Source organism: Thauera butanivorans (assembly GCF_048398245.1).
Taxonomy (GTDB): domain Bacteria; phylum Pseudomonadota; class Gammaproteobacteria; order Burkholderiales; family Rhodocyclaceae; genus Thauera; species Thauera butanivorans.
Genome location: NZ_CP183038.1, coordinates 1,322,855 through 1,336,697, shown reverse-complemented (window position 1 = coordinate 1,336,697; position 13,843 = coordinate 1,322,855). Strand labels below are relative to the sequence as shown.

The window sequence follows — 13,843 nt, the reverse complement described above, 5'->3', positions numbered from 1 at the left end:
GCCAGCAGGCACCACCGGCAGCCGCCGTTCCTCTGGGGTTGTTGCGTTTGTGATACCAATCGAGAGTGGCACGGTTCAGCCTTGCACTGACGAGGTTGCAGAAAAAAGGGGATGTCACGTAAAGGGAAGGAGGAGAGGGAGACGAAAAGACACCCTTGACGCTTATGACATCCCCTTGTAAATCAGCGATTTCCAGGCATGCATCGCTCACATGCCCTGGTAGATCGGTCCTTCGCTGCCCTGGGGCACCACCCAGTTGATGTTCTGGGTGGGGTCCTTGATGTCGCAGGTCTTGCAGTGCACGCAGTTCTGCGCGTTGATCTGCAGCCGCGGGGCGTTGTTTTCTCCATCCCCGACGATTTCATAGACACCTGCCGGGCAGTAGCGCTGCTCGGGCGCGTCGTATATCGCCAGATTCACCGTGATCGTCACGCCGGCGTCCTTCAACTGCAGGTGACAGGGCTGGTCTTCCTCATGGTTGGTGTTCGACAGGAACACCGAGGACAGGCGGTCGAAGCTGAGCTTGCCATCCGGCTTGGGATAGTCGATCTTCGGGCACTGGGACGCGGGCTTGAGCGCGGTGTGGTCGGCGCTGTTGTGCAGCGTCCACGGCACCTTGCCCTTGAACAGCTTCTGTTCCGCGCCGAACAGGCAGGAGCCCAGCCACAGGCCCTTCTTCATGTAGGGCTTGAAGTTGCGCGTCTTGTGCAGTTCGGCGTACAGCCAGGACTCGCGGAAGGCCGCCGGGTAGGCGGTCAGCGTATCGCGCTGACGCTGCTGTGCCAGCGCCTCGAACGCGGCTTCGGCTGCCAGCATGCCGCTCTTGATCGCCGCATGGCTGCCCTTGATGCGCGCGGCGTTGAGGAAGCCGGCGTCGTCGCCGATCAGCGCGCCACCCGGGAACACCAGCCGCGGCTGGCTCTGCAGGCCGCCGGCCGCGATCGCCCGCGCGCCGTAGGCCAGCCGCTTGCCGCCTTCGAGGTACTTGCGGATTTTCGGATGCGTCTTGTAGCGCTGGAATTCCTCGAACGGCGACAGGTGCGGGTTGGCGTAGTTGAGCCCGACCACGTAGCCGACCGCGACCAGGTTGTCCTCGAGGTGATAGACGAAGCCGCCGCCGTAGGTATCGGCCGGCAGCGGCCAGCCGGCGGTATGCACCACCAGGCCGGGGCGGTGGCGTTCCACCGGCACTTCCCACAGCTCCTTGAGGCCGATGCCGTAGGTCTGGGGATCGACGCCGTCGCGCAACTGGTACTTCGCTTCGAACTGCTTGCCGAGATGGCCGCGGCAGCCTTCGGCGAAGAGGGTGTACTTGGCATGCAGCGCCATGCCCGGCTGGTGGTTGGGGCCAGGCGTGCCGTCGCGCAGCAGGCCCATGTCGCCGGTGGCCACGCCCTTTACCGCGCCCGCCTCGTCGAAGAGGATTTCGGCACCGGCGAAGCCCGGATAGACTTCGACGCCGAGCGCCTCGGCCTGTTCGCCCAGCCACTTGGCGACGTTGCCCAGGCGGACGATGTAGTTGCCGTGGTTGAGGAAGCAGTCGGGCAGGAGGCCGTTGGGGATCTGGCGGCCGCCGGTCTCGTCGAGGAAGATCACCCGGTCTTCGGTCACCGCGGTGTTGAGCGGCGCGCCGCGCTCCCTCCAGTCGGGGAAGAGCTCGGTGAGCGCGCACGGGTCCATCACCGCGCCCGACAGGATGTGGGCACCGATCTCGGCGCCTTTCTCAATCAGGCATACCGAGATGTCCTGACCCTTGGCCTCGGCCACCTGCTTCAAGCGGATCGCTGCCGCGAGCCCTGCGGGGCCGCCGCCGACGATCAGCACGTCGAATTCCATCGACTCGCGCTCCATACTCCGTCGCCCTTAAGAAATGTGTTCGACCAACGTTCAGCAGCGTTCGATGACCAGCGCAATGCCCTGCCCCACGCCGACGCACAGGCTGACCACCGCGTAGCGCCCGTTGCGGCGCTGCAGCTCGCGCGTTGCACTCAGGGCCAGGCGGGCACCGGAAGCGCCCAGCGGATGGCCGAGGGCGATCGCACCGCCATTCGGGTTCACCCGTTCGTCACGGGCGTCCAGTTCCAACAGCTTGAGGCAGCCCAGCACCTGGGACGCAAACGCCTCGTTGATTTCGACCACGTCCATCTGCGCCAACGTCAACCCGGCACGCTCCAGTGCCTTCGGGATGGCCCGCGCGGGGCCGATCCCCATGATGCGCGGCTCGACCCCGGACACCGCACCGGCAAGGATGCGGACGAGCGGTTCGGCGCCGGCTCGCCGTCCGGCGGCGGCGCTGCCGACGATGACCGCTGCCGCGCCATCGTTGATGCCTGAGGCATTGCCCGCAGTCACCACGCCGCCGAACAGCGGCTTCAGTGCCGCGAGCGATTCATAGGTCGTTTCCGGACGGGGATGCTCGTCCTCGGAGATGAGGCGTGGTGGCGCCTTGCGGCCGGAGGACACCTCGATCGGCAGGATTTCGCCCTCGAAGGACGCCGTCGCGCGTGCGGCCGCGTAGCGCGCCTGGGAAGCCGCCGCGTAGCGATCCGCCTCTTCCCGGCTGATGCCCAGTTCGGCCGCCACGTTGTCGGCGGTCTCCGGCATCGAGTCGTTGCCGTAGCGTTCGATCAGGCGGGGATTGGGGAAGCGCACGCCTATCGTGGCGTCGAACGCCTTGAAGTCGCGCCCCCAGGCCGCGTCCGACTTGCCGACGACGAAGGGCGCCCGCGTCATGCTCTCGACCCCGCCCGCGACGTAGAGTTCACCTTCTCCCGCGCTGATCGCACGGGCGCTGTCGAGCACCGCCGCCAGCCCGCTACCGCACAAGCGATTGACCGTCTGCCCCGGTACGGTGGGAGGCAGGCCAGCGAGCAGGGCCGCGTGGCGCCCGACGTTGCGGCTGTCCTCGCCGGATTGGGACGCGCAGCCGAGGATCACGTCCTCGACCTGCCCGGCGTCGAAACCCGAACGGCTCACCAGTTCGCGGATCACCGCCGCAGCCAGATCATCGGGGCGCACCCCGGCGAGGGCGCCGCCGTGGCGGCCGAAGGGCGTGCGCAGGCCGGCGTAGATATAGGCGTCCAACATGATGTAAGGGTCTCCAATCAGTGATCCGGCCCGCTCAGGGCTCGGGGGTCAGCAGCGACACGCCCAGGCGGGCGCGGCGGGTCAGCCAGGGGCTGGGGCGGTAGCGCGGGTCGCGGTAGAACGCCTGCAGCGCGTCGAGGATGGCCAGCACGGTGGCGCCGCCCAGCGCGTCGCCCAGCGCCAGCGGCCCGAGCGGATAGCCCAGGCCCAGCGTCACCGCGCGGTCGATGTCCTGCGGCGTGGCGATGCGCTGCTGGGCGATGTCGCAGCCGATGTTGACGATCATCGCCACCACGCGCTGGGCGACGAAGCCGGCGCTGTCGCGGATCGCGCTGACCGCCGTACCATCCGCCGCCAGTGCGGCCCAGACCGCGTCGCGTGCCGCCGGGGCGGTCAGCGGCGTGCACATCAGCGTGGCGTGCAGGTCGAGGAACAGCGGGTCGACCGCCACCGTGCGCGCGGGATCGAGCCCCTCGTCGACGGCCGTGCTGCTCGCATCGCGGCCGATGGGCAGCACGATGCATACCGATTCGGGCGACGGCCGCGCCCCGCTATCCAGATGCGCACCGCCGGCCTGCAGGCGGCGCAGCAGATTCTCGCGCGCACCGCATTCCGGCGAGCCGACCCACAGCGGCAGCGGGCTGGCCGGCGGCACCGGCGGCGCCTCGGGAAGCTGCGCGCGGCCATCGGCGTAGGCATAGAAGCCGCGCCCGCTCTTGCGCCCGAGCAGGCCGGCGGCCAGGCGCTGGCGCAGCAGCGGCGACGGCCGGTAGCGCGGTTCTTCGTAATACTGGTGGTAGATGGTTTCCATCACCGGGCAGGACACGTCCAGCCCGGTGAGGTCGAGCAGTTCGAAGGGGCCGAGGCGAAAACTCGCCGACGCGCGCAGGATGCGGTCGATCTGCGCAGGCTCCGCGATACCCTCGCCGAGCACGCGCAGCGCCTCGGTGAGATAGCCCCGCCCGGCGTGGTTGACGATGAAGCCCGGGGTATCCTGCGCGCGCACCGGGGTGTGGCCGAGGCGCCGCGCCAGCGCCGCCAGCGCATCCCCCACGGCGGGGTCGGTGAGCGCGCCGTCGATGACTTCGACCACTTTCATCAGCGGCACCGGGCTGAAGAAGTGCAGACCCGCCACCCGCTGCGGCACGCGGCAGGCGGCGGCGATGGCGGTGACCGGCAGCGACGAGGTGTTGGTGGCGAGCAGGCAGCCGTCGCCCACCACCGCTTCGAGCCGTTCGAACAGCGCGCGCTTGGCCTCCAGGTTCTCCACGATGGCCTCGACCACCACGTGGCAGCCCGCCAGTTGCGCCAGCCCCTCCACCGCAGCAAGACGCGCCAGCGCGGCATCCGCTGCCTCGCGCGCCAGACGGCCCTTGCCCACCAGCATCGACAGCGTGGCGCCGATCTCCGCGCCGGCCTCGGCGGCGGCGCCGGGGCGCGCGTCGCACAGGCGCACCCGCAGTCCGCCCAGGATCGCCACCTGGGCGATGCCGCGCCCCATCAGCCCGGCGCCGACGATGCCCATCACCAGGTCGCCACGATTCATGTCCGGCATGTTCAGGCTCCCTTGAAGACCGCTGCGCGCTTGTCGAGGAAAGCCCGCATGCCTTCCTGCTTGTCCTCGCTCGCCAGCAGCAACTGGAAGGCCTTGCGTTCCAGCATCAGCGCGGCCTCCAGCGGCGCATCCTGGCCGGCGAGCAGCACTTCCTTGATCTGCGCCGCGGCCAGCGGCGGCATGGCGGCGATCTCGGCGGCCAGTTCCAGCGCGCGCGCCTGCACCCGCTCGTCGGCCACCACCTCGCTGGCCAGCCCCATGTCGAAGGCTTCCCGTCCGCTCACCGGCTGGCCGGTGAGCAGCATCCGCATGGCCTTGAACTTGCCCACCGCGCGCACCAGGCGCTGGGTGCCGCCGGCGCCGGGCATGATGCCCACGCGGATTTCCGGCTGGCCGAACTTCGCGCCTTCGCCGGCAACGATGATGTCCGCGTGCATGGCGAGTTCGCAGCCGCCGCCCAGCGCATGGCCGTTGACCGCGGCGATCACCGGCTTGGGGCAGGCGGCGATGGCCTGCCACATGCGCTGGTTGTTGAGCAGCAGAACCTCGATCGGCCCGCTGTCGGCCAGCGCGCGCAGATCCGCGCCAGCGGCGAAGACCTGCTCCCCACCGGTCAGCACGATGCAGCGCACCCCGTCGTCCTGACCCAGCGCGAGAAAATGCGCCGCGAGCTGCGCGCGCAGCGCCTGCCCGAGCGCGTTGCGCGCCTCCGGGCGGTTGAGCCGGACCACCGCCACGTGCGGGGTCGGGCGTTCGATGATGACTTCCTGCATTGCGGTTCCCCTACTGAAAAGACCGGCGCAATGCTTGCGCATCGCGCCGGGAAAGCTCCGGCGACAACCAAGAGGAGAGCAGGGAGAAAGCCATCGCCGGGATCACACGCAACCGGGCCGCGGCCCGGCTGGCGGAACCTCTCATCCGCCGAGTGCGCCGGTCAGCGCCGGCACCACCTCGAACAGATCGCCGACCAGGCCGTAGTCGGCCACCTGGAAGATCGGCGCTTCCGGATCCTTGTTGATCGCCACGATCACCTTGGAGTCCTTCATGCCGGCCAGATGCTGGATGGCCCCGGAGATGCCCACCGCGATGTAGAGCTGCGGCGCGACGATCTTGCCGGTCTGGCCGACCTGATAATCGTTGGGCACATAGCCGGCATCCACCGCCGCGCGGCTGGCGCCCAGCGCCGCGCCGAGCCTGTCGGCCAGCGGTTCGAGCAGGGCGTGGTATTGCTCGCCGTTGCCCAGGCCACGGCCGCCGGAGACGATGACCTTGGCCGCGCCCAGCTCCGGGCGCTCGGACCTGGTCAGCTCGCGCCCGACCAGCTTCGTCAGCCCCAGGTCGGCCGCCGGGGCCAGGGTTTCGACCGGGGCGGCCCCGCCCTCGCCGGCCGCCTCGAAGGCCGTGGTGCGCACCGTGATCACCTTCACCGCATCGGCGCTCTTCACCGTGGCCAGCGCGTTGCCGGCGTAGATCGGGCGCACGAAGGTATCGGCCGACTCCACCGCGACGATGTCGGAGATCTGCGCCACGTCCAGCAGCGCGGCCACGCGCGGCGCGACGTTCTTGCCGAAGGAAGTGGCCGGCGCCAGGATGTGGCTGTAGCCGCCTGCCTCATTTGCCACAATTGCCACCACCAGGGCGGCCAGGTTTTCGGCCAGTTGGGCTTCGTAGTGGGGAGCGGAAACGCTCAGCACCTTGGCCACACCCACCAGTTTCGCGGCGGCCGCGGCGGCGGCCTCGTTGCCGTTGCCGGCGACCAGTACATGGACCTCCCCACCCAGCGCGGCAGCGGCCGTGACGGTGTTGAGGGTGGCCGCCTTCAGGCTGGCGTTGTCGTGTTCAGCAATAACCAGAGTTGCCATCTCAGATCACCTTTGCTTCGTTCTTGAGCTTGTCCACCAGTTGCGCCACGTCCGGCACGCGCACGCCGGCGCTGCGCTTGGGCGGCTCCTCGACCTTGACGGTGGCCAGGCGGGGGGCGACATCCACGCCGAGTTCGTCCGGCTTGACGGTGTCGAGCGGCTTCTTCTTGGCCTTCATGATGTTGGGCAGGGTCGCGTAGCGCGGCTCGTTCAGGCGCAGGTCGGTGCTGATCACCGCCGGCAGGCGCAGCTCCAGGGTTTCCAGGCCGCCGTCGATTTCCCGGGTCACCGCGGCCTTGCCATCCGCCAGCGCCACCTTGGATGCGAAGGTCGCCTGCGGCCAGCCCAGCAGGGCGGCCAGCATCTGGCCGGTCTGGTTGGCATCGTCGTCGATCGCCTGCTTGCCGCAGATCACCACCTGCGGCGCCTCGCGCTCGCACAGCGCCTTGAGCAGCTTGGCCACGGCCAGGGGCTGCAGGTCGGCATCGGTCTCCACCAGGATGCCGCGGTCGGCGCCGATGGCCAGCGCCGCGCGCAGGGTTTCCTGGCAGGCCCCCACGCCGCAGCTCACCGCCACCACCTCGGTGGCCGCGCCGGCTTCCTTCAGCCGCACCGCTTCTTCCAGCGCAATCTCGTCGAACGGATTCATCGACATCTTCACGTTCGCCAGGTCGACCCCGCTGCCGTCCGCCTTCACGCGGGCCTTCACGTTGTAGTCGATCACCCGTTTGACGGGCACCAGTATCTTCATGTCTGCGTCTCCGCTGGTTTTATGAGTGTTTCACCACGAATTCGGCCAGCGCCGCGCGTTCGCTGACCAGGGTGTTCTCCGGCGCAGCCGGGTCCGCATGGCCCAGCGCGATGCCGCACACCACCTGCTCGTGGGGCGGCAGCGCGAGCGTCTCTTCGATGACGCGGTGGTAGTCGATCCACGCCGCCTGGGCGCAGGTCGCCAGCCCGCGCGCCTCGGCGGCCAGCATCAGGGTCTGCAGGAACATGCCGTAGTCCAGCCAGCTTCCCTGCGCCAGCCGGCGGTCGATGGTGAACATCAGGCCCACCGGCGCGCCGAAGAAGGTGAAGTTGCGCCGCACCTGCGCCCGCATGCGCGCCGTGTCGCCGCGCTCGATGCCGAGCAGGCGGTACAGATCCCAGCCCACCTTGCGGCGGCGGCCCAGGTAGGGTTCGAAGAATTCGGCCGGGTAGTAGTCGTATTCCGGCCGGTGGCTGCCGTCGGCGGCGTCGAAGGCGGCGCACACCGCCGCCGTCAGCCGCCGCAGCGTGTCGCCGCGCAGCACATGCACGCGCCACGGCTGGATGTTGTTGCCCGACGGCGCGCGCGCGGCCATTGCCAGGATGGCGTCCAGCTCGCACTCGTCCACCGCGCGCGGCAGGAAGGCGCGGATGGAACGCCGCCCGGCGATGATCCGGCCGACGATGTCGGCGTCGGAAAAACCCTCGATGGCGCTCATGCGTGTTGTCCTTTTTCCGGGTTCATGGCGGTTCAGCGCGTCTTCACGCCGATCATGCGGCGGTACAGGGCCATGCCCTCGCCGACGATGCCGCGGCGGAAGGCCAGCACGCAGAAGACGAACAGCAGCCCCATGATCACGGTCACCATCGAACCGGCCTTGTCCGCCAGTTCGGTCTGCAGCAACACCACCACCGAGGCGCCGACCACCGGGCCGAACACCGTGCCCATGCCGCCGAGCAGGGTCATCAGCACCACCTCGCCCGAGGTGTGCCAATGCACGTCGGTAAGCGTGGCGAAGCCGAACAGCAGGGTCTTCAGCGCGCCGGCCAGCCCCGCCAGACCGGCCGAGAGCACGAAGGCGAGCAGCTTGTAGCGGTCCACGTCGTAGCCCAGCGACACGGCGCGCGCCTCGTTCTCGCGGATCGCCTTCAGGGTCTGGCCGAAGGGCGAATGGATGGTGCGCCGGATCAGCCAGAAGGCGGCGGCGAACAGTGCGGCGAAGACGTAGTACAGGGTGTAGTCGTCGGCCAGGTCGAGACCGAACAGGGTGCCGCGCGGCACCCCCTGCAGGCCGTTCTCGCCGCCGGTGAAGGGCGCGCGCAGGAAGATGAAGTACATCAGTTGCGCGAGCGCCAGCGTGATCATGGCGAAGTAGATGCCCTGGCGGCGGATCGCCAGCGCGCCCACCGCCCAGCCCAGCGCGGTGGCCGCCAATGTGCCGACGGCGATGCCGGCGAGCGGCGACAGCTCCCACACCTTGATGGCATGGCCGGCCACGTAGGCGGCGGCGCCGAAGAAGGCGGCGTGGCCGAAGGACAGCAGGCCGGTGTAGCCCAGCAGCAGGTTGAACGCGCAGGCGAACAGCACGAAGCACAGCACCTTCATGACCAGCACCGGATAGACCAGCGCGGGGGCGGCGAGCAGTGCGGCGAGCGCCAGCAGCCAGGCGACGGAGACGGCTTTGTTGTTCATCGCTCATTTCTCCTTGCCGAACAGGCCGGCCGGGCGCAGCAGCAGCACGATGACCATGACCACGAACACCACGGTGGAGCTGGCTTCGGCATAGAACACCTTGGTCAGCCCTTCGATCAGGCCCAGCCCCAGGCCGGTGAGCACCGAGCCGAGGATGGAGCCCATGCCGCCGATCACCACCACGGCGAACACGGTGATGATCATGTTGGAACTCATCAGCGGGCTGACCTGGGTGGTGGGCGCGGCGAGCACGCCGGCCAGCCCGGCCAGGGCAGCGCCGAAGCCGAAGGTGAGCATGACCATCAGCGGCACGTTGATGCCGAAGGCCTGGGTGAGCTGCGGGTTCTCGGTGGCCGCGCGCAGGTAGGCGCCCAGGCGGGTCTTCTCGATCAGGTACCAGCTCGCCAGGCATACCGCCAGCGACACGCCGATGACCCAGGCGCGGTACTTGGGCAGGAACATGAAGCCCAGGTCGATGGCGCCGGCCAGTTGCGGCGGAATCGCGTAGGGCTGGCCGCCGACGCCGAAGGCATGGCGGAAGGCGCCGCCGATGACCAGCGCGAGGCCGAAGGTGAGCAGCAGGCCGTACAGCGGATCGAGCTTGTAGATCCACTGCAGCAGGGTGCGTTCGATGACGACGCCGAACGCCCCCACCGCCAACGGCACCAGCACCAGCGCCCACCAGTAGTTGATGCCCAGGTAGTGCAGCGCCATCCAGGCCAGCATCGCGCCCATCATGTAGAGCGCGCCGTGGGCGAAGTTGATGATGTGCAGCATGCCGAAGATGATCGCCAGGCCGAGGCTGAGCAGGGCGTAGAAGGAGCCGTTGACCAGGCCCAGCATGAGCTGGCCGAGCAGCGCGGCGAGCGGGATGCCGAAGAGTTCGTTCATGGGTGGGAGTCCTCGATGTTCAGGAACTGCGGGCGTGCGGATCGCATGGCCGTCATACCCCCAGCAGTTCCTGCAGGTAGGGCATGCGCCCGGCCAGCTCGTGCTGGGCGATCTCGGCGACGATCTGGCCGTGCTCGACGACGAACAGGCGATCGGCCAGGGGTGCTGCGAAGCGGAAGTTCTGTTCCACCAGCACGATGGTGTAGTCGCGCCGCTTGAGCTCGGCGATGACCTCTGCGAGCTTGTGCACGATCACCGGCGCCAGCCCTTCGGAGATTTCGTCGAGCAGCAGCAGCCGCGCCCCGGTGCGCAGGATGCGCGCCAGCGCCAGCATCTGCTGCTCGCCGCCCGACAGCCGCGTGCCCTGGCTGTGGCGGCGCTCCGCCAGGTTGGGGAACATCTCGTAGAGTTCTTCCACGCTCATGCCGCCGCTGCCCACCTGCGGCGGCAGCAGCAGGTTTTCCTCGGTGGTGAGGCTGGCGTAGATGCCGCGCTCTTCCGGGCAGTAGCCCACGCCGAGTTGGGCGATGCGGTGCGGCGCCATGGCGATGGCCTCGCGCCCGTTGATCATCACCGAGCCGGTGCGCCGCCCGGTCAGCCCCATCAGGGCGCGCAGCGTGGTGGTGCGCCCGGCGCCGTTGCGCCCCAAGAGGCTCACGCATTCGCCGCGCCGCACGGTGAAGTCGATGCCGTGCAGGATGTGGGATTCGCCGTAGAAGGCGTGCAGGTCGGCGACCCGCAGGTATTCGGTCGCGCTCACTGGACGGCCCCCTCCGCGCAGGCCGCCGCCTCGCTTCCCATGTAGGCTTCGACGACCACGGGATTGGCCGACACCGTGGCGTAGTCGCCTTCGGCCAGCACCGCGCCGCGCGCCAGCACGGTGATGGCGTCGCAGATGCCCGACACCACCTTCATGTTGTGTTCCACCATCAGGATGGTGCGATTGGCGGAGACCTTCTTGATCAACTGCATCACCCGGTCCACGTCCTCGTGGCCCATGCCCTGGGTGGGTTCGTCGAGCAGCATCAACTGCGGGTCGAGCGCCAGCGTGGTGGCGACTTCCAGCGCGCGCTTGCGCCCGTAGGGCATTTCCACCGCCACCATGCGCGCATGATCCTCAAGCCCGACTTCGGCGAGCAGTGCCATGGCACGCTCGTTCAGGCAATCCAGCGAACGCTCGGACTTCCAGAAATGGAAGGTGGTGCCCAGGCCGCGCTGCAGGGCGATGCGCACGTTCTCCAGCACGGTCAGGTGCGGGAACACCGCGGAAATCTGGAATGAGCGCACCAGCCCCAGGCGGGCGATACGCTGCGGCGATTCGCGCGTGATGTCACGCCCGTTGAAGCGGATGGTGCCGCGGGTGGGCTGCAGGAACTTGGTGAGCAGGTTGAAGCAGGTGGTCTTGCCGGCGCCGTTGGGGCCGATCAGCGCGTGGATGTGGCCGCGCCGGATCTTCAGGTTCACCCCGTCCACCGCCACGAAGCCGCGGAACTCCTTCACCAGTCCCGTGGTTTCGAGTATCGGCGTGTCGTCGTCCGGCGCTGCTGCCGCAGTCTTGTCCGTCATGGTCTCCTCTCCTTGGCGGGCGGGGGCTTCAGCCGGAAAACGCGGCGATGCCGGTGATGGCGCGGCCGAGGATCAGGGCGTGGATGTCGTGGGTGCCCTCGTAGGTGTTCACCACTTCCAGGTTCACCAGGTGGCGGGCCACGCAGAACTCGTCCGAGATGCCGTTGCCGCCCAGCATGTCGCGCGCGGTGCGGGCGATGTCCAGCGCCTTGCCGCAGGCGTTGCGCTTCATGATGCTGGTGAGTTCCACCGGCGCATCGCCGGCATCCTTCAGCCGGCCCAGTTGCAGGCAGCCCTGCAGGCCGAGGGAAATCTCGGTGAGCATGTCGGCGAGCTTCTTCTGGATGAGCTGGTTGGCCGCCAGCGGACGGCCGAACTGCCGGCGGTCCAGGGTGTATTGGCGCGCGGTGTCGAAGCAGGCCTCGGCCGCCCCGAGCGCACCCCAGGCGATGCCGAAACGCGCCGAATTGAGGCAGGTGAACGGGCCCTTGAGGCCGCGCACGGCCGGAAAGGCGTTTTCTTCCGGCACGAACACCTCGTCCATGACGATCTCGCCGGTGATCGAGGCGCGCAGGCCGACCTTGCCGTGGATGGCCGGCGCGCTGAGGCCCTTCCAGCCCTTTTCCAGCACGAAGCCGCGGATCTTGCCCTCGTCGTCCTTGGCCCACACCACGAACACGTCGGCGATGGGGCTGTTGGTGATCCACATCTTGCTGCCCGACAGGCTGTAGCCGCCGTCGACCTTGCGCGCCCGCGTGACCATGCCGCCGGGGTCGGAGCCATGATTGGGCTCGGTGAGGCCGAAGCAGCCCACCCATTCGCCGCTGGCGAGTTTCGGCAGGTATTTCTGCTTCTGCGCTTCGGTGCCGAACTCAAAGATCGGCACCATCACCAGCGAGCTTTGCACGCTCATCATCGAGCGGTAGCCGGAATCGACCCGCTCCACTTCACGCGCGATCAGGCCGTAGCTGACGTAGTTCATGCCCGCGCCGCCGTACTGCTCGGGGATGGTCGGGCCGAGCAGGCCGAGTTCGCCCATTTCGTTGAAGATCTCGCGGTCGGTGCGCTCGTGGCGGAAGGCCTGCTGCACGCGCGGCAGCAGCTTTTCCTGGCTGTAGGCGTAGGCGGTGTCGCGCACCAGGCGTTCGGTTTCGCTGAGCTGCGAATCAAGCCGCAGCGGGTCGTTCCACTGGAATGACATGTCTTGTCTCCTCGATTTTTTTAGGGAAATGCGCGCGGACGCTCAGCCGTTGAAGCCGCGGATCATGTTGCGGGCGATCACCAGTTGCTGGATCTGGGTGGTGCCCTCGAAGATGCGGAACAGGCGCACGTCGCGGTAGAAACGCTCGATGCCGTACTCGGCGAGATAGCCCGCGCCGCCGAAGATCTGCACTGCGCGGTCGGCCACCCGGCCGCACATTTCGGAGGCGAACATCTTGGCGCAGGCCGCCTCGGTGCCCACGTCGCGGCCTTCGTCACGGCGGCGCGCGGCGTCGACCACCATCGAGCGCGCGGCGTAGATCTCCGCCTTGCTGTCGGCCAGCATGGCCTGGATCAACTGGAATTCGGCGATGGGCTTGCCGAACTGCTTGCGCTCGCAGGCGTAGCGCAGCGCGTCGGCCAGCATGCGTTCGGCCACCCCGACGGAAATCGCGGCGATGTTGATGCGGCCCTTGTCCAGCACCTTCATCGCGGTCTTGAAGCCCACGCCCTCGCGCCCGCCAATGAGGTTGGCGGCGGGCACGCGGCAGTCCTCGAAGATCACGTCGCAGGTGTGCGAGCCCTTGTGGCCCATCTTTTCGTCGGGCGGCCCGAGGGACAGCCCCGGCGTGCCGCGTTCGACGATGAAGGCCGAGATGCCGTCGGCGCCCTTCTTCGCCGGGTCGGTGCGCGCCATCACGGTGAATACCCCCGCTTCCGGCGCGTTGGTGATGTAGCGCTTGGTGCCGTTGAGCACGTAGTGCTCGCCGTCACGAATCGCGCTGGTGCGCAGGCTGGCGGCGTCCGAACCGCTGTCCGGTTCGGTGAGGGCGAAGGAGCCGATGACCTCGCCGGTCACCAGCTTCGGCAGCCAGTGCGCCTTCTGTTCGGGCGTGCCGTCGATGACGATGCCCTGGCCGCCGATGCCGTTGTTGGTGGCGAACAGGGAACGGAAGGTGGGCGAGGTGTGGCCGATCTCGAAGGTGGCGAGCACCTCTTCTTCCATCGTCAGGCCCATGCCGCCGTGTTCTTCCGGGATGGACAGGCCGAACAGGCCGAGCTCGCGCATTTCGGCGACGATCTCGTCGGGAATGTGGTCGGTTTCGGCGACGCGCGACTCGTTCGGCACGAGGCGCTCGCGCACGAAACGGGAAACGGTGTCGAGCAGGATGTTCAGCGTTTCCTGGTCTCTGATCATGGCGCTTGCTCCGGGCAAGGGACGATGGGCCGGACCGGTGC

The 13,843-nt window shown here is 68.4% G+C and carries 13 protein-coding genes; all 13 read right to left on the bottom strand.

Going from position 1 to position 13,843, the window contains the following annotated elements; all coding sequences use genetic code 11:
- Positions 1–207 precede the first annotated feature (207 nt).
- Positions 208–1,851 carry an electron transfer flavoprotein-ubiquinone oxidoreductase gene (locus ACNQFN_RS06460; RefSeq protein WP_418648329.1) on the bottom strand — a complete coding sequence of 548 codons (1,644 nt, stop codon included), beginning with the start codon at positions 1,849–1,851 and terminating at the stop codon, positions 208–210.
- 36 nt (positions 1,852–1,887) lie between these two features.
- Complete coding sequence (locus tag ACNQFN_RS06455) at positions 1,888–3,087, bottom strand: 3-oxoadipyl-CoA thiolase (protein WP_418648328.1); 1,200 nt, start codon at positions 3,085–3,087, stop codon at positions 1,888–1,890.
- 34 nt (positions 3,088–3,121) lie between these two features.
- Entirely contained in the window at positions 3,122–4,642 is a 1,521-nt protein-coding gene (locus tag ACNQFN_RS06450) for a 3-hydroxyacyl-CoA dehydrogenase (protein WP_418648327.1), read from the bottom strand.
- Between the two features lie 2 nt (positions 4,643–4,644).
- On the bottom strand, positions 4,645–5,415 hold the full coding sequence (locus tag ACNQFN_RS06445; RefSeq protein ID WP_418648326.1) for an enoyl-CoA hydratase-related protein: 771 nt from the start codon (positions 5,413–5,415) through the stop codon (positions 4,645–4,647).
- Positions 5,416–5,556: 141 nt separating this feature from the next.
- Positions 5,557–6,504, bottom strand: coding sequence for an electron transfer flavoprotein subunit alpha/FixB family protein (locus ACNQFN_RS06440; protein WP_418648325.1), 948 nt, complete (start codon positions 6,502–6,504; stop codon positions 5,557–5,559).
- Position 6,505: 1 nt separating this feature from the next.
- Positions 6,506–7,255, bottom strand: a complete 750-nt coding sequence (locus tag ACNQFN_RS06435; protein ID WP_418648324.1) for an electron transfer flavoprotein subunit beta/FixA family protein — start codon at positions 7,253–7,255, stop codon at positions 6,506–6,508.
- Between the two features lie 19 nt (positions 7,256–7,274).
- The gene (locus tag ACNQFN_RS06430) at positions 7,275–7,973 is read right to left on the bottom strand and encodes a nitroreductase (protein ID WP_418648323.1); all 699 of its coding nucleotides are present in this window, start codon (positions 7,971–7,973) and stop codon (positions 7,275–7,277) included.
- Between the two features lie 32 nt (positions 7,974–8,005).
- A complete protein-coding gene (locus ACNQFN_RS06425; RefSeq protein ID WP_418648322.1) occupies positions 8,006–8,947 on the bottom strand; it encodes a branched-chain amino acid ABC transporter permease in 942 nt (313 codons plus the stop codon).
- Between the two features lie 3 nt (positions 8,948–8,950).
- Positions 8,951–9,838 carry a branched-chain amino acid ABC transporter permease gene (locus ACNQFN_RS06420; protein WP_418648321.1) on the bottom strand — a complete coding sequence of 296 codons (888 nt, stop codon included), beginning with the start codon at positions 9,836–9,838 and terminating at the stop codon, positions 8,951–8,953.
- 52 nt (positions 9,839–9,890) lie between these two features.
- Entirely contained in the window at positions 9,891–10,598 is a 708-nt protein-coding gene (locus tag ACNQFN_RS06415) for an ABC transporter ATP-binding protein (protein WP_418648320.1), read from the bottom strand.
- Complete coding sequence (locus tag ACNQFN_RS06410) at positions 10,595–11,404, bottom strand: ABC transporter ATP-binding protein (protein WP_418648319.1); 810 nt, start codon at positions 11,402–11,404, stop codon at positions 10,595–10,597. The genes ACNQFN_RS06415 and ACNQFN_RS06410 overlap by 4 nt, the downstream gene beginning before the upstream one ends.
- A 28-nt stretch (positions 11,405–11,432) precedes the next feature.
- A complete protein-coding gene (locus tag ACNQFN_RS06405) occupies positions 11,433–12,605 on the bottom strand; it encodes an acyl-CoA dehydrogenase (RefSeq protein ID WP_418648318.1) in 1,173 nt (390 codons plus the stop codon).
- Positions 12,606–12,647: 42 nt separating this feature from the next.
- The gene (locus ACNQFN_RS06400; protein ID WP_418648317.1) at positions 12,648–13,802 is read right to left on the bottom strand and encodes an acyl-CoA dehydrogenase family protein; all 1,155 of its coding nucleotides are present in this window, start codon (positions 13,800–13,802) and stop codon (positions 12,648–12,650) included.
- Positions 13,803–13,843 lie beyond the last annotated feature (41 nt).